Origin of the sequence: Mobilisporobacter senegalensis (assembly GCF_003752155.1) — a bacterium.
Classification (GTDB): domain Bacteria; phylum Bacillota; class Clostridia; order Lachnospirales; family Lachnospiraceae; genus Mobilisporobacter; species Mobilisporobacter senegalensis.
This window is the reverse complement of record NZ_RJVG01000001.1, coordinates 420,181-442,953: the sequence shown is the minus strand read 5'-3', so window position 1 is coordinate 442,953 and position 22,773 is coordinate 420,181. Positions and strand designations below refer to the sequence as shown.

General features: G+C 34.5%; 16 protein-coding genes. 15 read left to right on the top strand and 1 reads right to left on the bottom strand.

Annotation, left to right across the window (positions count from 1 at the left end; all coding sequences use genetic code 11):
* The first annotated feature begins 102 nt into the window (after positions 1 to 102).
* The 9 genes from EDD66_RS18790 to EDD66_RS01960 all read left to right on the top strand — a co-directional run bounded on the left by EDD66_RS18790 (position 103) and on the right by EDD66_RS01960 (position 17,170).
* Positions 103 to 225, top strand: a complete 123-nt coding sequence (locus EDD66_RS18790) for a hypothetical protein (RefSeq protein ID WP_279232875.1) — start codon at positions 103 to 105, stop codon at positions 223 to 225.
* Positions 226 to 413: 188 nt separating this feature from the next.
* Positions 414 to 1,778 (top strand): MATE family efflux transporter, encoded by a 1,365-nt coding sequence (locus EDD66_RS01995; protein ID WP_243115276.1) that lies wholly within the window; start codon positions 414 to 416, stop codon positions 1,776 to 1,778.
* Between the two features lie 273 nt (positions 1,779 to 2,051).
* Positions 2,052 to 3,299, top strand: coding sequence for a hypothetical protein (locus EDD66_RS18555; RefSeq protein WP_207667737.1), 1,248 nt, complete (start codon positions 2,052 to 2,054; stop codon positions 3,297 to 3,299).
* A 148-nt stretch (positions 3,300 to 3,447) separates the two neighbouring features.
* On the top strand, positions 3,448 to 3,834 hold the full coding sequence (locus EDD66_RS01985) for a hypothetical protein (protein WP_123607869.1): 387 nt from the start codon (positions 3,448 to 3,450) through the stop codon (positions 3,832 to 3,834).
* Positions 3,835 to 4,007: 173 nt separating this feature from the next.
* Positions 4,008 to 4,208: a hypothetical protein gene (locus EDD66_RS01980; RefSeq protein WP_148053919.1), complete on the top strand. Its 201-nt coding sequence runs from the start codon at positions 4,008 to 4,010 to the stop codon at positions 4,206 to 4,208.
* Between the two features lie 340 nt (positions 4,209 to 4,548).
* Positions 4,549 to 5,895, top strand: a complete 1,347-nt coding sequence (locus tag EDD66_RS01975) for an Ig-like domain-containing protein (RefSeq protein WP_123607867.1) — start codon at positions 4,549 to 4,551, stop codon at positions 5,893 to 5,895.
* A 298-nt stretch (positions 5,896 to 6,193) separates the two neighbouring features.
* Complete coding sequence (locus EDD66_RS01970; RefSeq protein WP_123607866.1) at positions 6,194 to 15,451, top strand: glycine rich domain-containing protein; 9,258 nt, start codon at positions 6,194 to 6,196, stop codon at positions 15,449 to 15,451.
* 192 nt (positions 15,452 to 15,643) lie between these two features.
* Positions 15,644 to 16,879 (top strand): hypothetical protein, encoded by a 1,236-nt coding sequence (locus tag EDD66_RS01965; RefSeq protein ID WP_123607865.1) that lies wholly within the window; start codon positions 15,644 to 15,646, stop codon positions 16,877 to 16,879.
* A gap of 9 nt (positions 16,880 to 16,888) precedes the next feature.
* The gene (locus EDD66_RS01960) at positions 16,889 to 17,170 is read left to right on the top strand and encodes a hypothetical protein (protein ID WP_123607864.1); all 282 of its coding nucleotides are present in this window, start codon (positions 16,889 to 16,891) and stop codon (positions 17,168 to 17,170) included.
* A 188-nt stretch (positions 17,171 to 17,358) separates the two neighbouring features.
* Here the strand turns inward: EDD66_RS01960 and EDD66_RS01955 are convergent, their stop codons facing one another.
* A complete protein-coding gene (locus EDD66_RS01955) occupies positions 17,359 to 17,700 on the bottom strand; it encodes a hypothetical protein (protein WP_123607863.1) in 342 nt (113 codons plus the stop codon).
* Between the two features lie 762 nt (positions 17,701 to 18,462).
* Between EDD66_RS01955 and EDD66_RS01950 the strand changes: the two genes are divergently transcribed.
* From EDD66_RS01950 to EDD66_RS01925, 6 genes are read left to right on the top strand one after another with little or no spacing between them, the layout of a single operon-like run.
* Positions 18,463 to 18,861, top strand: a complete 399-nt coding sequence (locus EDD66_RS01950) for a hypothetical protein (protein WP_123607862.1) — start codon at positions 18,463 to 18,465, stop codon at positions 18,859 to 18,861.
* Between the two features lie 35 nt (positions 18,862 to 18,896).
* Positions 18,897 to 19,706: a hypothetical protein gene (locus EDD66_RS01945; protein WP_123607861.1), complete on the top strand. Its 810-nt coding sequence runs from the start codon at positions 18,897 to 18,899 to the stop codon at positions 19,704 to 19,706.
* Positions 19,707 to 19,719: 13 nt separating this feature from the next.
* Positions 19,720 to 20,352 carry a DUF5081 family protein gene (locus EDD66_RS01940; RefSeq protein WP_123607860.1) on the top strand — a complete coding sequence of 211 codons (633 nt, stop codon included), beginning with the start codon at positions 19,720 to 19,722 and terminating at the stop codon, positions 20,350 to 20,352.
* 2 nt (positions 20,353 to 20,354) lie between these two features.
* The gene (locus EDD66_RS01935; protein ID WP_123607859.1) at positions 20,355 to 20,642 is read left to right on the top strand and encodes a hypothetical protein; all 288 of its coding nucleotides are present in this window, start codon (positions 20,355 to 20,357) and stop codon (positions 20,640 to 20,642) included.
* A 13-nt stretch (positions 20,643 to 20,655) separates the two neighbouring features.
* On the top strand, positions 20,656 to 21,921 hold the full coding sequence (locus EDD66_RS01930) for a hypothetical protein (protein ID WP_123607858.1): 1,266 nt from the start codon (positions 20,656 to 20,658) through the stop codon (positions 21,919 to 21,921).
* Positions 21,918 to 22,763 (top strand): leucine-rich repeat domain-containing protein, encoded by an 846-nt coding sequence (locus EDD66_RS01925; RefSeq protein ID WP_123607857.1) that lies wholly within the window; start codon positions 21,918 to 21,920, stop codon positions 22,761 to 22,763. The genes EDD66_RS01930 and EDD66_RS01925 overlap by 4 nt, the downstream gene beginning before the upstream one ends.
* Positions 22,764 to 22,773: the final 10 nt, after the last annotated feature.

Below are 22,773 nucleotides of genomic sequence, written 5' to 3'. Positions count from 1 at the left end.
CATGTCTAAAACCTTGGGCCCATTGGATTTGTCAATGCAACAATTCTAAAATAAAACATACCATATATTATAAATGTGGGATGAAGAAGATGAGTTAATTTTATGAGTTCAAATCAAAGAAATAGAAGAAGTGGTGATATTATACATGTGAGAGATGCGCTTATTGAAGATATTTTTCGAGATAGAAATGCTGGATATGTAACCATAATTAAGAAGTACCGTTAGCTGTGATTCTACCGGTACTTCTTTTGTATTTATAGTATATAATAAATTAAATATATATTTAATTACTAGTTATAATTTCTATTGATAACTTATCACCACGGTGCTACAATATACATTATCTTTTTTGAATGAATATAATAAATTTTACTTAAACCAGAGATAAAATAGAAAGTACAAAGGTGTATTTTATGGATCATGTAATGGAAGATGTCATCATAGAAAATAATAAAATCACAGAAGGAGTCATCTGGAAGCAATTGCTTATCTTCTTCTTTCCTCTATTATTTGGTTCTTTCTTTCAGCAATTATATAATACAGCAGATGCAATTGTTGTAGGCCGATTTGTAGGAAAAGAAGCCTTATCTGCAGTAGGTGGGACAACCGGTACATTGATAAATGTTTGTGTCGGTTTTTTTGTGGGAATTTCAGCGGGAGCTACAGTAACAATCTCTCAGTACTATGGTGGAAAACAGAAAGAGGAAGTAAGTAAGGCAGTGCATACTGCCATAGCATTTTCTCTTATAGGTGGCATCATTATTATGTTCATTGGTATTATAGGTGCTCCATATGCACTGAAATGGATGGGTACGCCGGATGATATTATGTCAGATTCCTTAATGTATCTTCGTATATATTTTGGCGGAATGGTTGCAAACCTTACTTATAATATGGGAGCAGGAATACTTAGAGCCATCGGTGATTCTAAAAGACCATTATACTTTTTGATTATCAGCTGTTTTATCAATATAGTACTTGATGTCTTATTTGTAGTTGTATTCGGCTGGGATGTAGCAGGTGCGGCAATTGCAACCGTTGTTTCTCAGATATGCAGTGCATTATTTGTTTGGATAACACTAATGAGAACAAATGAGAGTTATAAACTGCATATAAGATCAATACGTATACATAAAGAAATGCTAAAGAAGACTATAAAACTGGGACTGCCTGCAGGATTTCAATCTTTAATGTACACCACTTCTAACGTGATCATCCAGTCAACAATGAATGGGTTCGGAACAGATACTATTGCGGCCTGGACAGCCTATGGTAAGGTAGACGGTATCTTCTGGATGACGATGTCATCTTTTGGTATCTCTATGACTACTTTCGCGGGGCAAAATTTTGGAGCTGGTAAATATGACCGTGTTAGAAAAGGTGCAAAAGTTTGTTTAACCATGGCTATGTCAACAGCAATATGCATGAGCCTCTTCCTTTTCTTTGGAGGAACTTACATCTATCAGCTATTCAGTACGGATAAATTAGTAATTGCAAAAGGTATGGAAATATTGCATTTTATGGTACCTGCATTTTTCACTTATGTCACGATTGAGATCCTATCCGGGACTTTAAGAGGCATGGGAGATTCTTTAATACCAATGATACTTACAGGCATGGGAATATGTGTATTGCGTATCATTTGGCTATTCACAGTAGTTCCTGCATGGCATGATGTAAAAACAGTAGTGTTTAGTTATCCGTTTTCCTGGACGATAACTTCGATACTTTTCATATTGTATTATCAATATTATTTAAAGAGAAATCAAATTACATAGTGAATGGATCATGATTGTAAAATCCAAAGAATCCCCCTAGTGAGATATTATATCTAACTGGGGGGATTTTGGCATTTATTATACTTTCAATAATAAGGGACAGAAACAGCATTATAAAATATAGAAAATAAAAAATGCTTGACTTTTATAACTGAATTGGGTGCAAGATATTTTCAATAATATTTAATCTACATTTAAACTATGTAAGAGAAGGTTTATAAAAAGATATATTTAAAGTAATTGAATGAAATAAGATTAATAAGGGGGTAAGAGATGAGTACATTAGCAGTATCCTATCATGATCTGGAAGACGCAGCAAAAAATGCCAGAAAGGCAGCAGCATTGTTAGAAGAATATGGAGAAACAATTGAAGAAAAGATATGTAAAAAACTAAAAGAATACAGTGGAAGCTGGACAAGCAATATTGATGTGGCAGACCAGTTAATGAGAGATAAGTTAGTACAGTTAAGGAAGAAACAAGAGGATTTTGAAACTCTGGCAGCAAATATTGAAACTTTTAAGAACAATTGTGTCACAGCCGATAATAATGTAAAGGCCACAATTGAATCTCTGTCAGGAGATTTTAAAAATACATATGGAATCAAAGAAAATATAGTAACAAAGTGGTTCAATTATATAGGTACGGAAATCAGTAATGGGGGTGCATTAGGAAGATATCTGAAAGATATTGGGAATACCATAGAAGTGGCAGTCACAGACGGTATCGAGAATATTAAGGACTGGTATAAATATGAAGGCGGAAAATATATCATAGATGATATATTGACAGTAGCATTAGTCACACTGGAGGTAGTGGGAGCTGTGGTTGCCATAGCTTCCGGAGTAGGAGCTATTGTAGCCATAGCAATTGTTATAGCCACGACTATGACAGTTGCAAATGGACTGACCTCCATATATAATAATTCTAAAGCATATAATGCAATGCAGAACGAGAATCCGGCATGGGCAATGAGATATGCAGGAAGAGATACCCTTACGGAACAAATGAGGGAAGGTAGCGACAGTAAGTTCGTTCATAATCTTGCAACAGGACTTGATGTATTAGAAACATCTGCCGGGCTTGTACTTTTTGCGAAAGATGGAATGGATGCGTTAAAGAGTATTAAGAATTTCTCTGGAAGATGCAGGATTTTGGGGAATGGAGGCACTAATCTTATTGATGATGCTGCCCAGTTAGGGGCAAAATCAGTGGATGGAATATCTGGTAAGACAGTTGTTGATAACGTAATAGAGGGAGGCTCTAAGACGCCTTCAGAGATAGCACAAAGCTGGCAAGGGACAGGGATCCCGGTATTGACACGTATAAGGATATTACAATTAAGCAGGATAAAATCATTTATAGAGGAGAACCTAATGGAACTGAGTACTTTACGACAAGGTCTGCTATTGAACGCTCGGGATATGATGCAAATACTGTTTTTGAGGGGTTGCAAGTTGAAGAAAATCCGATACATGGTTATCGCTCAAATATGCAAGGATATAAAGCGACAGTGGATTTAGATGCAGCGTTCGGTATAACTAAGGCTAATCCTCAATTTGGAAAAGGGGGACTTCCACAAATATTTATGCCAGACGCGAATGATTTAATTAATAAGGGATATTTAGTTCCAGTAGATAATATTCCATTAAAGAAATAGAGGAGTTAAATATGATTAATAAAATTACAGGTGAAATTAAAATTAATGAACATTTGATATTCTCTCCAATGATGACTTTCGAAGATTTTAAAGAAACACCATTTTATAATAATCAAGATGGTATTAGAGTGATACAATTAAGTGATAGGCAATACATTGATGGTAATGAGTATTACGTAAGTTTTTTCTTTAGAGATGATATGATATATGCACTTACATTAATCTGTGCTAATGTGACAATTTCAGAAGAAAATGAAATGGAAAGAAAAGAACTACATGACAAAATTCTTATTGATAGTAATATTGAGAGTGGTAAAGAATATAGTTGGGGAAGAGTAACATCAGAGTATGATGCGAGAAGCAATAGCAGTGAAATAGTAATAACTTATAAGCGTTAGTATAAAGCCATAACATCATATAGATTATGAGAGAATCCGGCATGGGCAATGAGATATGCTGGAAGAGATAACCTTACAGAACAAATGAGGGAAACCAGTGACAGTAAGTTCGTTCATAATCTTATAACAGGAGCTGATGTATTTATGAAGATAAAAATGATATGTATCCTTATATGATAGGAGTAAATTATGATGGTTCAGTAAAATTTGAATTTCATTCAACTGACGACTTAGGAGTAACTAATTTCTCAACGCACCCTGAAATTTCAGTTCCAGTAGTAGGATGGATTAATGAAAATGGTAGATTTATAGACTATTATTTTTCTATAAATATGGAAACTGGAGACTTAAGTAAATTCTGCAGGGCTTATTAAAAATAAGAATGGGAAATCTTTTGGATTTGCAATGCTAAAAGATTATAGATATGCCAGTGAAACCGGTACATGATACTGAAAGGAAAATAAAGATGGATTATAAAAATACAAGTCAATTGGTTAAATTAACTTATTAATTACATATGTTGACATAAATGTAAAATTAACCTAAAATAATATCATATAGTTCATTTACTTTAATTAAAAAGAGAAGGGTGATATGAATACAGGATTAATATATGGATTCAGACGTTAGTGTAGGGATAAGGAATGAGAGGTGATAAGATTTAAAGTAATCTGTAAAAAAGCTAATAATGAGGAAAGTGGAGGTTTATATTTTATGTCAATAAAAGATTCAGTTATTAACCATTCTATCAGTAATAAGAGGTTTATTAAAATTATAAGCTTATGTTTAGTATTTTCTTTGATGGTTGGGTTGTGTCTACAGCCAACTAAATATGTATATGCCAAAGAAAAATTCCAAGGAATACTGATTGAAGAAGAATTATTGGTTATGAAAGAAGGAGACAAATACAAGCTAAAACCATGTGGCTATAATTATATTAATGTATCTGGGACTAAATTGATGGAAGTAGATGATATAAGCAATGTCAAATGGAAATCTAGCAATACCAAAGTAGCAACAGTAAATACAAAAGGAGAGGTAACAGCAAAAAAATCTGGTAAATGTACGATTACAGCAACATGGGGAAAGAAAAAGGCTGTGAGTAAGATTCGGGTTTATACTGAAAAACAACAATATCAATATATACTTGATGGAGATATCTCTCATCAGGATATTTATATGGCATTAACAACAAATAAGTATAAGAATTATGAAGAATATTTATATGATTCGGGATATATAGATACAGATATAAAAGCGAATTTAAAGGCAGCAAAGAAAGTAAAAGAAATTATCGATGAAACTATTACCAAAGATATGAGTGATTATGAAAAGGTAATGGCGATAGCTGCATGGCTTGTTGAAAATATTGAAATAGATGACACGTTTGTAAGTGATTATGCTGATAGTCGATTAAGAAATCAGCGCAAGAAAAGCTTCTATATGGATCCATTACTCTATGGAAAAGGGACTTCATTTGGATTTGTAATGCTATTTGATCTTGTATTAAATGTATGTGGTATAAGATGCGAATATGTTTATGATAGTTATTTCACTATGGCAGATGGCGAATCAGAATATATCTATTTATCAAATGTAGTGGAATTAGAAGGTGATTTTTATTATTTTAATGTTATTTCATTGGCTGAGGATATGAAATATTATAAAAAGCAAGGAGTAAAAAAATCATTTAATGATTTAATTACTCCAGATTCAGAGTTCACAAAACAATTTATAAATATTATTTCTCTTACAGAAAAAGAGAAGCTCTATGAAGAAGGAGAAGACCTTAGAAATACGTTCTATAGCACTACTCAGGGAGATACAAATTATATAATTGTGCCTTTAGGTTGTAATACCAATAAACTCTCAGGTATGTCTCATTACTTCTATGATTTTTATACTAATTCTATTAGGTATGTGACCTTAAAAGAAAAGAAGAAAGATATATACCCTGCAGTTTATTTCTCATCACTTCCAATTTATCCTGATTCAACTGCAACTAAATATAGGGAAGTGATAAAGGAGTTAGCTAATAAAAATGGAAATGTAATAAATTAAAAATTAAATGGTATCGTTGGGTTGTTATGCCTATAAAGTAGATGGAACCAAAAAGCTAATATTTATATGTTAAAGCAACTCATGAATAATTATTAATAGAAAATGACACTTAAATTAAAAAACCTAGTTCAGATTGAATCTGAACTAGGTTTTTTAGTCTCTGTGTTTCAACCTTTATCTGAGAATGAAGAATTATAATATGAAATAAAAAGTACTTGACAATTATAAATGAATTAGGTGCAAGATATTTTTAGTAGTAAGTTGTTTTAATACATTTTTGGTTAGGAGGATTGAAAGAATGAGTAATTATATACTAAAAAATAAAAATAAGTACAAAACCTTAATTATTTTTGCGCTGTTATGTATGTTTTCTTTATTCCTTAAAGATATATGTACTAATAAAATAGTAAGTGCAGAAGGTGGTTGGGCCATTGGTGAAAATGGGACGATAGGTAAAGATCCAACCCCAACTTCATACGGTGCGACTGCCTGGCCAATTGGTAATGGAATCTTGATTAGTACACAAACATTACCAAAATATGCAGATAAAAATGGAAGAGATAAAATAATTAAAGAAGTTGATTCTTTGAGCCCAGATTATACGGATAAAACGGTTGCTATCATTCCTTATGAATTGCATAAATATATGGATAATCATAATTATGATTCTATATATGTTGTGAAAAGGGCAGATACGGGAGGAGCTGATTTACAGAAAAAAGGTAAACCGGAATATACGGGTGCAGTCATAAGAATGGAAACAAATCCTGAAACAATTGATTTAAAAAAAGAAACATATATACGTGATGGAATTTTTTATGAAAAGTTGAGGGAACTAAGCGGGAATACAAGTAAAAAAGCATTAACGGGAAAAAAATGGAAGGATGTATTAAAAAAAGACAAGAATAATTCTATAAAGCAATGCAAAGTATTATGGAGTTATCTTACACTAGTTAAAAATAATAAATATGATGTTACAGGACGTATTGACCAATATTTGCATTCAGAACAATTAATTGGAAATAATTATAATGACTTATCAAATGTACACTCAGATAAAATGAGAGAATTTGAATTTAGATATCTTGATTTTTTGATAACTATATATACTATGTGTGATAGTAATTCCAAAGCTGTTAACCATTGGGAAGGGATTATAGATGAATATGTAAAAGGATTAGAACCTGCTAAACCTAATAAATGTAATGTTATAATTTCACCATCTGTTGCAGCAAGAGGTGAAATTGAGAAAAATAAATATTATAATATCATCGCTGGTTGTCAGGACTATTTAGATTTCACCATGGGGATAGATAGAAATTGGTATTCATTAGGAAAACTTGATACGGCAGAAACTGTAGAAGAAAGCTTAGAAAAAAGTAAGAAAGGAACAAACTATTATAATAGATTATTAGAATCTATCCGATTAAGTTTGGTATATCAATCAAAAAATCATATTAAAGTAAATAGAACATATACAGGCTCAGGGCTTTTTGCTTCCAATGTTGTATCACGATTAATAGATCATAAACCTATTATTAATGGAACCAGCGTTAGCTACAAAAGTGCAAATTGGAGTCAGCAGCGTATCATAGAGAATATCAGTCTTAAAGATAAATATTTTGGGTTAGCATTGGTACCGGCTATTGATGGCAGTACTCCTGGATATAAGGCTAAACTAACAGTAGGTTCCACTAAACCTGGATATGAAGGTCAAAAGAGAGTTCCAATATATAATGAAGCAGTGTTAAATGATTCATCAAAAATAACTATTAATTTAGAGAGTGAAAAAAATGATGAATGGAAAAGAATATTTAAGAATTATAAATATTATAAGGTACAAGTTAAAATGACAAGAACTCCAGCATCACCTGCCGTTTCGCTGGAACCAAAAACATATATAACGAAACCTGATAAAATTTCAGGAAAAGAATTGGAGAGCATATTATTAAATAGTGAAAAACCGTTACATCAATGGCTTGATACTTCGCTCAATGGGGTTCCAATTAATGAAAAAGAAATAAAAAAATATACCTATAAAGCGGAAGTAACCATATATTATTCAAATACTACGGAAACACCAGCTGAGATGGAATCCATAGCAGTAGAGACAAATTCAGATTCTATCACATATGAGAAAAAAGAAACAAAATTATATGGAAGCTACGTATCAGAGCCGGATGCCTACTCTGAATTAAAAGAAGGTGGCATCTATAATGAAACATTTGAGGCTATGGCAGGTGTTCCAACCACCAGAAAGTTATATTTTGCATCCGGAGGTTCCGAGTTCATGGTTGAAGTCGAAGTTATGTATGATAAAGACAAGACCGCAGAACGTACTTACAGGTCTTATTTCAAAGGTGGAGTGGATTGTGAGTTTAAAGAAGGAGATACTGCAAAGCCACAAAGTTTAGGCGGACAGTCCGCTGATTTACATAATGGAGGAACCTATACAAAGACATGGACGGGATCCATACCTAATACTGCCAGTCCGGCAAGCGGAACTGGTACAGTCACCTGCTCCGCAAGGCCGGACCGCAGTGCATATAATAGTGCAAAGGCAGAGGCAGCAGCTTTTGCAGCAGAAGTAAATGGTACCACTTTATCGTATACTTCGGCAAGTGATAAGAAGACAAGAAGCAAGGCTGGGTGGAATGCATCCATAACGACGGATTCGCCAGTAGATCCTGTAGATGTAACAGAAAGTAAATACCATACTGAGACAAGAGGAACACCACCTGACACTTATACTGTAGAAGTGCCGGATCCGGTCACTGCAAGCCCAAGCGGCCCTGGAAGCTATACAATTACAGTCACCTGGACAGTTCCAGCTCATATAATATGCGGCCCTTGTTGCAATCATGTACTGAATTCTGTAGAAGATACCTGGACTCAGAAATCCAGCTTTGACACACTTAAAATTACGGATGTCCGTGTGTGGAAGATAGACTCCTCTTATGTAGGCGGTATGGAGGAAATCACATATGACGCAGATGCTTTTGTGAAAGCAACCGTAAAACAAGGTGATCCTAATATCTTTTATAATGTGGCAGCAACAGATACAAGTAAGGCCGGCCGGCTGCGTTATAGTTTACAACAGCAGCAGCACGATGTTGTTACCTGGTATGAAACCAGTGATATTGGAGAAAGCAGGACTAATAAGTGTGACGGACAAAGTGGTACATTATGTTCTCAAAATCCTATGCCAGTAGCGAAGAACCAGGGACATCTAAATAGCTGGTCAAAGGGAATTCTATATAATAATACAACCTATGCAAATGATGTAGATCATCACAAAGTTAGTAGTGGAACTAAGTCAACTGTTACGAATAATTCAACAGATTCAATTGATAAAGGAACATTGGAGTATATCAGATTCAATGAACGGCGTAATCAAGAGAATACCATGACTGTTATATCAGATATGCTTATTCTGCAGACTTCAAGCGGAGATCAAAGTGTTATATACTTTGATACGAAACAGACCAAGAAAGCACAAGTAAATTTTGATAATATTGAAGTTAAATTTGAAGAAATGTGGAAAGATAACGGACTAAGCGCTTCAAATTGGAAAGAAAACAGTATTAATATTGGTTCCTATAACGGGAAATATAACCAAACTACTATAAAATATGAAGGTACAGGCAGCAAAGAACAGATTAAAACTGCATTTGACAATGATGCTGCAAAAACTACCGCAGGAGATGAATTAGGCAAAGCCAGGGTAGTAAGTTCCATGTCATTTACAAGTGGGTCAGCTAATAAGTCTTCACCATCTGCCGGACAGGCAAGAATGACAAGACCTAATAGTTTGCGCATATTTATTGATAAGATCAGGCAGAACCCGATCAATCCCAATAAAGAGTATTTTACAGGACAGTCCTATGTCTACTATAGAAATATCTTATCACTTACAGATACCCAAAATACAATAAAACTTGCAGTTGCTCATAATGATGAATTAACAACCAATGACATGGGCGATTATGGATATACTATAAAATCAAGGTATCGTATTACAGATAGTAAAGAGGGCAATGTAAATAGCATTGTTGTACAAAATCCTGTGTCAGTGGAAGATGCCAGAATTGTATCTTTACCAGATAATATGGATCAAAGGGCTACAATACCGGAAGGTTCAGCGAAAGATCTGCTCCAGGAGATAGCCGCATCACAGGTTTGTCCTTTATCCCCGGGACTATGTGAATTCAGGAAACTTAATTGCAATTATTTCTCAGAAAGTGTGAAAGCATCTTTTGATTTTGAGAAGGTAAGTACCTTAGAATTAGTAGATAGCAATCATACAGAAGAAGATGCGGATGACAATTCAGATACGGAAGAAATCATCCAGGATCAATTAGTTTTTCAGGATTTTGAAACAAATGATTATGGCATCACAGCGAAAAATAATTGTAATGTCAGTACCTCCAAAGAGCGTCTGGTAGTGGAAGTTACAGGGAAAGATTCTTCGATTGAAATACCAGTTAATCTCTACTCATCCGGTATTGTATCTGCAAAAGTATATTTTGGTACGTCTGGTTCATCAAAGACAAGTAAAATGTACTGGGAAGGAACGAAGAACAGTTCTTCCGTGAATACAGTCATAGAACCTGAGACAATCAATCAAACAGCTACTTTCAATTTAAGTACTATTGATCAATGGAAACAGGCAGGAAAGATTATCAAAATTAAATTTAATTTTGATAGTGATAATACTGGAGATGGAGTTTATATTATATCAAAGATTGAATTAATACAACAAGGAAGTACTGAATTAGAAGATGGAATTTATACAGGCTCTGAGGATGATAAGACAATCATTCGAAGTTTAATAAAAACAGTTTCTGGTGAAACTATGGATTATGATTTGCCGACAGGCTTTTCTATTACGGAGGGAAGCAGCAATGGATTCGGATCAGGAAGATACTTATATGCAAAAGGGAAGAGACTGCCGATAGAACTATCTGGATTAGGGTTAGCCTATGACAAAAATTTAAGAGTAAAAGTAGAATCTAATCTATATATACCAGGTATAAGTAGTTCGAATAGGATGTTGTTTTCTTTTCATAATCTTGGATTTTATATTCCATCAGGGCAAACTTATGGTGCATTTACTACAGGTAATGGTGTAGAAAAGAAAGCAAATTGTAACTTAATAGGTACGAAAGTTAAACTGGGAATCGTATTTAGCTTTGGCAATATTGCAGACTGTGAAATATATATTAATGGGCAGAAACTGGATAATTATAGCACGGTAAATACCAGCAATAGTATTGACGAGGATGTCATTGGGGACTCAGTTTATCTTGGCTGCTGGAGTAAGAATGATAGTTATATCAGTGATTTTTATCTTGATAATCTGACAATCACCAGAATGCCGGGAACCAATACACATACCGCGTCCTGCTATACTACGATTAAAGAACATAGTTATACAAAACAGTATACCTGTAATTCCAAATTAGAGCTTAATCATGTTCATAACGATTCATGTACTTATCGGATTAGTCAGGATAATACCCATGTACATACTGCGGATTGCTTTGATATTGATGAAAATGCACTGCAAGTTGCATATGATAAGGCAATCGGTGGAGAAACGGAACTTATTGAGAATATGCTAGGCGATAACCTATTTCGAGAGTTTGAAAATAGCATGACTGGGGTGAAGAAAGATTTTGAATATACAGGTAGTGTTCAATTCTTTACTGCACCAGTTACAGGTTATTACATGTTAGAGACATGGGGAGCTGAAGGTGGTAAAGGTGACGGTGGAATAAATCCTGCTGGCTTAGGAGGATATTCAAAGGGTACTATCAAATTAACAAAGGGACAGACTGTACAGGTGCATGTTGGAGAATATGGAGGGATTTCCCCAAATAAAACACCGGCATTTAATGGGGGAGGAGCATCATTTGATAATACTGGGCATAATGGAGGCAGAGGTGGAGGAGCCACTGACATCAGAATTGGTGGTAAAAATATTATTGAAAAGTCAATTAGTAAAGAACTTGGCAGATTTTATAATGAAACATATTTAGATGCTGGTGTGACCAGAGAAAATTTAGGCAATGAAAATGTAATAAAGATAGCCAAAGGTTCCATGCATAAGGCAGCGGCATTACCAAATACATTGAGTACTGGCCATAATTATATTATTACCTTTGAGGCATGGTCAACCGCTAATAATGACGAGTTACGTATAGATGCATATCCGGATACATTACCGGAACTTGCTATTAATTTAACTTCAAATCGTCAACTATATACTGTAAACATATCATCTAATTTAGCAGAGATGAACAATGCAGCATTAAGATTTTTTGTAAATTCTAAAGTGAATATTGGTGATATATATATTACAAATGTAAGAGTATACGATACAACATTAATTACTGATCATAGTTCAAGAATAGTTGTAGCTGGAGGCGGTGGTGGTGCTATGCCTACATGTGGTGGTACAGCTGCTACAGCAGGCCATGGCGGAGGAATAGAAGGTGTCCATTCCGAAAATACAGCGGGTACATACGTAGGCAATATTGCTTATGGAGGAACTCAAACAGCAGGTGGTTCTTATAGACCGGGCGCTACTAATTATGCACCTAGTAATGGTAATGGGATTCTAGGCGCGGGTGCGAATGCAGGAACATGCGGTGCCGGTGGAGGCGGTGGATATTATGGTGGTGGTACGGTATATACTGCCGGTGGTGGAGGCGGTTCTGGCTATATTGGTGGTGTTATTAATGGAAGCATGACAACAGGTGTTAGGACGGGTAATGGAAAAGCCAGTATTACATATTTAGGCATGACCGGTGAAACTGATTCAGCTGCTGATTTTATTTATACCGGTGGGATGCAAACATTTACTGCTCCTGTAACTGGAGAATATACCTTTGAAGTATGGGGAGCCCAAGGTGGTTACACTTATGGTGGTCTGGGAGGATATTCTAAAGGTACTGTAACTTTGACTAAAAATGAGACAATCTACATTGGTGTGGGACAACAGGGACAATCTTATAATGGTGGATATAATGGAGGTGGTTATAGTGCAGCCTATGGATATGGAGGTGGTGGTGCCACTCATATTGCTAAGGCGACAGGTGTATTAAGTTCATTGGCATCTAATAAAAACTCGGTACTTATTGTGGCTGGAGGTGGCGGAGGCTGGGCTGGAAGAGATGATAGATACGGAGGAGCCGGCGGTGGCTTAACCGGTGGTACAGGTTTTGCCGGATGCGGAGGAGCTGGAACCGGTGGAACTCAAACAAGTGGGGGAACCTCAGGTAGAAACGGATCAGCAGCAGGATTTGGATATGGTGGAAATCAGACAATCGGTTCCTCAAATGGTGGCGCTGGCGGCGGAGGAGGTTACTATGGCGGAGGAGCTGGTGGAAATGATTACCCTAATTATCATGATAATGACGACTCCGGCGGTGGCGGTGGTTCCGGATACATTGGCGGTGTTACCAATGGGACTACACAATCAGGTGTCAATAGTGGTAATGGTAAAGCCAAAATAAGTTGGAAGGCTGGAAAAACCTTTGAAGACGTACTGGAATTCGTACAAGAACACAAAGGAGAATTACCTAAGATCGTTAATGGCAAAACCAATCCTATCTTTAAATGTACAGGTATTTATAATACTCATGTATGCAATGAGAGCTGCAGAGAGATTAAATTACTAAACTGCAGTGAACCACACCATAGTGGACAGCATTATGATTATGACAATGATATCTGCTGGGATGCATGCGGAAATGATAATAATCACAAGCACAGTGCTGAAACACCTGTACAGGATGCAACTGGAAAATTTATCAAGAATGGTACATTTATCAGTTTGGATAATTATTTTCAAGTCTATTTCCCTAATGTAGGTGATTTCCTGGGCAATAATTGTTATGGAATTTCTCAGACTACCACTTATAGGGGAAAAGGGTACACGGATAATATGAGTACCTTAGAATGGACGAGAGAAAAGAAAGTTCAATTCAGCTATAATGTGCTATTCAATCGAAATGGCATATGGGAACAGCATATGGCTGGTGAATGGATTACGCTTCCTATATATGATTCCAATGGAAGAGAAATGATCTATTATGATTTCTATTGTCTATTATCCAATGATGAAGCAATTGGTACAGGAGTAGATTTTGTTGTGGAAGCAATTAATTGTGATCCTTCTCCAGGTGGAAAAGAAGATCCGTACTTAGGTGATGATTCCTGCGATGCAGACTGTATTTTTGACATTTATGATGGTTATGTAACTAATAAAAAGCGTTTCAGTAGTTTAGAAGCATATCATAGTGCATATCGAAGGACTTACACAGATATTGTTGGAAGAATCGGAAACTTAATTATGGAAGATACGGAAGATATGAGATTCTCTAATCTGTTTAAGCAATCCACTGGAAATAATAAATGGATCATAGAAGGGCTTTTACATGAAGTAGATACAGGTATATCTAAAAACTATCTGGCCTGGTTCAATAATGATGGCAGCTATGGCAAAGATATAAGAGGAGTGACGGTAAGTAAGAAGAATCAAATGTATAATACCTATGGAACCCAAAAATGGACGAATGATGCAGGTGCATTACCATTTCCACTAGAAGCAGATAGAAATATAATCACATCTTTAAAGAGTGAACAATTAAAACCTGGTTATAATGTTCTATTTGATATTTCAACCATAGGTGAATATAAGAGTAAAATACAGACAGTTCCATATTTTTACGCGCTGAATACGGATACTGATACATTAACACCGATTGATTTATACATTCAGATGGATGGCGGCTATGAACCAATTAACTATTTTGGGTTAATGTCAGAGTATGTAAAAGACGATAACACCTATTCTGATGAATATTATCGATTAAAAGATAAACTGTATCCGTATATTATGAATCTGGATTGGAAAAATGAATCCTTAAGGCGTAATTATACAAAGGAAGAAGAGGCTGTTACGAAAGATCTGGCAACCAATCTTCTGGAATATGTTACGGATGATTGGGGGAATGTAATAACTTCAAAATATTTAACGATTCCTTATGGTGAAAATTATGCCCTTGGAACTCTACAGATGTTATTACCAGAAACAAGAGCAAGAACCTTTATTGGAACCAGTAAAGTAACTGCAGTTAATATGAACGGTGCAACAGAAACGAATATAGATGGAAGTATCCCAAATAATTACTTTACGAGAAGTGGACAGCGTTGGCATTTGAAGTTAGGAATTCCTTCCTCAGTAATCTATGTTCCATATCGTAACAATAAACATCTGGAACCTACTGCCAATGTAACTTTATCTGATGGCACCAGATGTAAGGCATATGAAGAGATTGAAAAAGGAAATTATGTAATATTAATGACTGCAGATATTAAAGCAATTGGGAATAAGTATATTCTGGGATATAACCAGGGAATGAATAATGGAAAAATAAAAGTAAATGGAAAGACCTATTCCTTTGGAGATGATATACCAACTGTAATTGCAGTTTATGATGGGAAAAAGAATTCATCCCAGGATGTTGATTTTATCGGAACACATTAACTTTAATCCACCTCTTTTCAATTTTACATAAGAGATATTGTTATACAGTCTGGGCGTAAGTCCAGACTGTATACATAATATGGCATAGGTATAAAGGTAAAAATATAAGGTTCATGGGATTAAAAGACGGTAAGGTATGATATTCAATTATTGAATAAGGCAGAAGAAAAATTTAATAAGAGGGGAGAAAAAATGAGTACATTAGTAGTATCCTACAAGGATTTAGAAGACATGGTAAAGAATGCTGGTAAGGCCGCTGCCTTACTAGAAGAATATGCAGATACAATTGAAGATAAGGTGTGCAGAAAATTAAAAGAATACAGCGGAAATTGGACAAGTAATATAGATATGGCAGACCAGTTAATGAAAGGAAAGGTAGAGCGGTTAAGGCAGAAGAAAGAAGATTTTGAAACCTTAGCTTCTAATATTGAAACATTCAAGAATAATTGCAAAACAGCCGATAATAATGTTAAGTCAGCAATCCAATCTTTGTCAGGAGATTTTAAAAATACATATGGAATAAAAGAAAATGTAGTAACAAAATGGTTTAACTATATAGGTACAGATTTAGTTAATTCAAATGCTTTAGGAAGATATCTGAAAGATATCACAAATAGTGTAAATATTAACACGAGACATGCAGCTGAAGTGATAAAAGATTGGTATAAGTATGACGATGGTAAGTATATAGTTGATCTTTTAGAATTATATATGAAACAAAAGATTGACCATGGATTATCTATTCTTAGACAAGTAGCTTTGGGAAGCTTTACCGATGACGTTACTTTGGAAGGAACGGTATTGCAAATTGCATTAGGGTTTACGGGTTTTGATCTTCCATGTGATATCCGGGATATTATAGGTGATATATACAATTTAAGAGAACCTGGCCAAAGTAAACTGCCGTTATTATTGGATTTAATAAGTATATTGCCCATAGTAGGGGCTCTAAAATATACAGATGAGATTGGAACAGTATTAAAAAATGGATTGAAACAAACGGATGAAGCCGTAACTTTTATAAAAAAAGGGTTGAAAAATGGAGATGAAATAGTAGATAATGCAGGTAAGGGGATAAAGGGTGGTTTAAATGCAGTAGATGATATAGCTGCTCAAGGGAAAAAGGTGTTGGATAACTTTGATATTGATTCAGCCTATGTAAAACCCAAGCATCTGGCAACTAGCGGTGGAAATGGTGCGAAATTTCTAGGAGATACTAAAGAAGCAGCGGAAGTAATCTTGCAGGATGCAATAAAGAATGGAACAATTGTTGAAATATTGGATGATGGTGTATCTGCGCTTGGTAACAAAAAATATAGTATCCTTATTGATGCAGGAAAAGAAATTGGAACAAAGGGTGAACATTTTATTAAGATAATAATATCAGATGATGGAGGTATGTTAAGCGCATACCCAGTTAAATATTAGGAGGATTATATGGATATTTTAAAAGAATTTTTACGGGATGAAATCCAATCAGAAGAAGAAGGACTAGATATAATTAATTTTATTGAGTCATTTAATATACGGAATGGTGAATACGAAGGAAATAGGTATGTATTAAAAAAGATTGATAATTTAAATTTTTTTATTTTTCCGGAAGATATTTACCCTGATGGGCATAAAGAAGTATCTGGATGTATCTCTATTTACAAAACACAACTACTCAAAGAAATAAAAGAATGGGCACAAAGTAAAGGAATATTTAAAGAGATTTAAGAGAAAAATTGAGATGAAACAATTTTGTTTTAAATTTCCTTGACAATCCTAAAATACCCATGTTACAATGGCACTCACCAGGGGGGATAAGGGGGAAATTATTCTCTTTTATACACAAAGAAAAATACAAAATCGGAGATAATACCTGACTTAAGAAGTCTCAGACTTATCTCCGATTTTTGAGTTTATTATCTCAGGTCTGCCAGTTCCATTAATAGGGAAAAACAACATTGTATTCCCATGAGGAAAATAACCATAGAGTAAGTAGTATTTTTGGCGCGAACAGCATCTGTCCATTGTTCAATGACCTTGCGTTGTTCTTCCAGCAATTCTAAGCCTTCATACTGTTCAAAAAGCATATTTTCGGCTCGTAGAGCTTCTTGATACTCCTCATCTTGCTTAAGTTGTTCATATACGTTGTTGAAAGAACGTTCTTCCAAGTGGGTATAAAGTAATTGGAAAAATCTGTATTCATATATTGCCCTCCTTTCTGACAACACACGATACCGTAAAAACTTGAATCCATCCATTCACAGAAACCAATAAGAATCAGCAGGAAAAATAAAGCAGAATAGACAAACAAAAGGGTTGGTATAAAAAGAGTAGAAATAGTAGGAAAAGTTATACCATGGAAAGTTTTCCTAACGGCTCTACCGGTGGGTGTTCTTTGGGGTTATGCAACTCTTTAGCATAACGCCTTTAACCTGCACTATTTTCGACCCTAGTAATGTTGCTGGATTTCAGAAAATCATGTCTTTCACATTTCCCCAACAAAGTAAAAAACTCTCGATATCGGAGATATTCCACAGTTTTAAACTGTGAAATATCTCCAATTTTTACATCCATTATTCAAAGCTCATCAGTTGCATCAGTAGGGAAAACAGCACTGCATCCCCATGTGGAAAACAACCATGGAGTAAGCAGCATTTTTGCATGGATAAAGTCTGTCTATTGCCCAATGACCTTACATTGCACTTCCGATAAACCTAGATTTTCATACTAGTCACAAAGTCCATTTTCTACCTTTAAAGCTTCCCGATAATCTTCATCTTGTTAAGCTACTCATATACATTGTGAAAGGGGGTATAAAGCAGTTAAAAAAGTCTGTTTTTATTTACAAATCATTGGATTCTCTCTTGACACATATGAATCAATTAGGTGCATACTAAGACTGTAACAATGGTATCTTATATTATTGACATGGAAATTATTTGTAATTTATGGTAAAATTATATCATAACTATTGATAATCCACTTAATAATATAAATCAAATAATTATAGGAGTGGTTATATGAATTCGTTAGAAGCATTTGCAAAAGCCAACAAGTACACAAAAATAGCAAGCGAACTTGAGACGTATATCTCAGTTATAAAAAATGAAATTGAATGGCATTTAGAAGATAGTAGTTTAGGAAATCCCTCTATTTCAGGAGGGAATTTAGAAGGTAAATATGTGGATTTATTTGAGATGGTACTGGATAAATGGAAAATCAACTTTAGAAGTTTACTAGAATACTCTCAAACAGCATTGGATACAGCAAGTGACTGTAAAAAAAATGCATTGGAGAAAGCAGAGTATTATAATAGGGAAGGCCGTAGATTACATGCAATTGAAGAGGCAGAACGAAGAAGGGCTGAAGAGGCGAGAAGAAGAGCCGAAGAAGCAGCAAGGGAAATTAAAGTCAGATAAATCTACATAGTTCAACTATAGGGAGGGTTAATTACATGAAACTTGATAAATTATATGATATTCTTTCGGATGTGGAAGAGCGATTAGATAGTGCCAGTGATAAAATTAAGGATACTCTCAGTGATGTAGGAGAAAAAGTATCCAATTATGGGGATAAATTATCAGATAAAATATCCAATGCTAGTACCAAAAAAGCCATGGAAATTGAAAAAGAAGCAAAAGAAAATTATGAAAATAATATGTCTAATTATGATAAATGGCAGACCCAGATGGAGTCAGATTTATCTTCCGGTAAAGTCGATGCAGAAGGAGTAAAAGCGGCTGCTGATAAAAGTGGATATAATATTAATATTGATGATAATGGAACACCTGGTAATACATCAGATGATACGATAGATTGGAAGAATACCAAAGCATCCAATTATGAAGATTTTAAGAATAAGCGGGAGTCAGCGGAAGATAAAGCTTATAACATAGATAAGTTTCATAACGGCCTTGCAAATGCTATTGATAAAATTGCAGGGGTAAAGGAGTATATACCAAGTATTAAAGTAGATGAAGATATTAATGATATGATTGGTTCTATTGATGTACTAATAGGAGATTATCAGACGAACATTCTTGAACGATTAAAGACAGTAACTTCTAAAATAAACGGAAATGTGGAGTGGATAGGTAAAGCAAAGGATAGATCATTAGTAATGATGGACACCTATCAGATTTATGCTGAGGATATCGGATATTTTTTTGAAGCAATGAAAGTACATATGAACTCACTGACAGAAAATACGGAAAGCTTCTATTCCACTTCCTCAAATATAAGAAAATTACAAGAGTATCAATAGAAGGAGGAGTAAAATGATAAGTTTAACATTAAATGAGATAAAAACATTGAACAGGGCAATTGATAATAAATCTATTATTGGAATTAAGAATAGTGGGAATCCTAGAACAGAGCAGAAGGCTAATTTATTCGCCAATGCAAAAGCTTCTATGATAAAAAAAGGAGTTTTAAAAGATTTTTATCATTTTACAGCAGAGGGAGCTCTTATCTTTGGAAGGTTAAAGAAATATAAAGAGGCAAAAAGACACATAGAAATCCAAGGAATCTGGATGGGAATATATGATGAGACCATTACCATTGTTATAAATCCGAATGATTATGACGCTTATGAGATAAACACAATATTTACTGATTCCATTATTAAGACAATAGAAAAGAAATACGATTTTGTAAACAGAGAGGGTAAGGCGCCCTATAGCAATCCAGTAGATAATATTGATTATAGAGATATCAGTAATAAATATCTGTTTGAATCAAAAGGCAGATTTCGATTAAGTCACATTATAGGGGAAAAGATGAAATCGATGTTATTCTTCTATGACGGAAATGAAAGATATTATTATGATTCTATGGATCATATATTATATAAAGATTCAGCCGACATGATGAATGATCGAATAACAAGATTAATTGGTCAGGAGGCGTAAATATGGCAGATATAGTATTTAATCCGGAATTTTTGGAAGTATTAGTTCAAGATATGAAAGATTTAAAAACAGAAATGGATTCCGTAATTACAAAAACCAATCAATTACAGACTAATATTCCAAGGGTTTATAAGGGAATGGCATCCAGTGGGCTGGATGAAAGTTTTACTCCATTGCTGGCCCATCTAAATAGTTTTTCTACTTTTTGTAGCGTAGCGGCAGAATATTTTCAATATGTAAAAGAGACAGCAGTAGCAGAAGATACTGCTGTTGCAAAATCTATGAAATAGAGGGGAGTATATCATGCGGTCAATTGAATCAAGTTATGATAGTTGGAATGAATTATATAATCATTGGAATGATAATAGATATAGTCGCGCAATCTCTAGTTTAAAAAGAATTCGAATTGCAGCGGAAAGTGCCAGGAAAGTTGCGTATCAAACAGGGGATATAGGAACAGTTACCAATGATTTAACGGATAGGGATATCAATAAATTAGAAGACATTCAGGAGGCGTTAGCTGATTATGCTAATAAAATTCATGAAGAGATAGCAGAGGTTATTGATAAGCCGTTTTGGCAGCAAATCCAGGGCTATATTAGCAGTTTATATAAACTAAACCCCAGTGATATTGAAGTAGACACCAGCAAAGGTGCTCCATTTTATAATTACAAAGGGGATAGCCTTCTTGACATAGTAGCCAGTCTTGAACTTGACAGTGAACTTGCGAATGATTATGAATCAGCATTGGGTGATCTGGATGTTGATGTTCCTTCAGATAATCTGTTAGATTCTATGGATAGACATATTAGTTCCTGGAGGGATGAAGTTACATTTGATGACATGAGAGAGATAGACCGAATCCTCTGGGACAATAAAAATAAGAATGAGATCGGAAAATATTTTGGGAAAGAAGCAAGGGAAGTTACAGATAAAATTATCGACTTATATTATGAGAATTCTGTATATTGGTATTTAGTAGATGGCAATTATTCATTAACTAGTAATTATAACATGAATTTTAACGGTGTCTATATGAATATGCCTACAGAGAAAGATAATCTTAGAAATCCTTATACCACCTGGTTCCATGAATATGGACATTGGACAGACAATAATGCAGTTGACATAGCAAAGGGTGAAAGTATATTTAAAGATTCTGATTATTACATTTCTACTGGACCATATGCTAAGGAGTTTTATGATGCATTGATTAGTGATTGTGAGGCGATAAAAACTGCAAATAATGGTGATTCCTCTAAAGCTATGAAAGCAATTAAAACAACTGTGAATGTTAACGAGCCAAAGATTGCTGAATTTACTGATATAATGGGAGCAGTTTATAAATATAACGTAAAGGGATATTATGGTCATTATGATGAGTATTGGAAATACGGTTCTGATGGGAAACCTGATCAGAGACGGCTGAATAAAGAAGCTTTTGCACATTATACAGAGATTACAATTATGCAAGATCCCAATGATCTTAAAATATTAGAAAAATATTTTCCTAATTCATATAAATCTTATCTTAAAATGATGAAGGGCGCAATGGAGGGTAATAAATGATAAGAAATTATATTGTGCTAATTATAATAAGTGTACTTCTATCAGGATGCGGTAATGGAAACTTTGATAATTCAAGAATAGATAAACCAGGACAAAATACAAAAAAAGAACAGTCTGTATATGATGAGGTATCTTATGAGGGAGATACTTTTGTAGTTGTACCTGAAAAACGAAAAGTTGACTTTTGGGATGAACAGTTCGGATATCAGATTATGGGGAAATCAGAAGTTTATATTGCAGATGTACAGGATGGACAAGATGGTGCAACACAAGTGCCAGGTGTAGAATACTATAATGGTTTTGGAATAAAAGACGTAGTAGAAGTTACTATTCCAGAAAAAGTGATTTATGACAATAAGACCTATACGGTTGTAGGAATAGGTTATTATTCCTTTACAGGCTGTGATAATGTCAAAAGTATTTATATGCCTGATACCATAAAATTTGTGGAATATAGTGCTTTTGAAGCTTGTGAACAAGTTGAGACTATTAAGTGGTCAGAAAATCTTGTATATATTGGAGATAATTCCTTTTCTTTACTTGAGCTAAGTGAAATAAAATTGCCTAATTCATTGAGGTGGATTGGTGAATCTTTAATATCTTTTAATAAAAAAGTGGTTAAAATTGAAATACCAGAAAATGTTCAAGTATTGGGAAAATGGGCTTTTAACGATTGTATTAGCTTACAAGAAGTCAAATTTCTTTCACCAGAGATAAAAGTAGGAGAGTATGTTTTCTTTAATTGTGATAATTTAAAAAAAGTATACGTTCCAAAGGAAAGTCGAGATTATTATAAGGAATGTTTTAAGGAGTATGACTTTGAAGTATTAAGCATTGAGTAATACCTAAGAT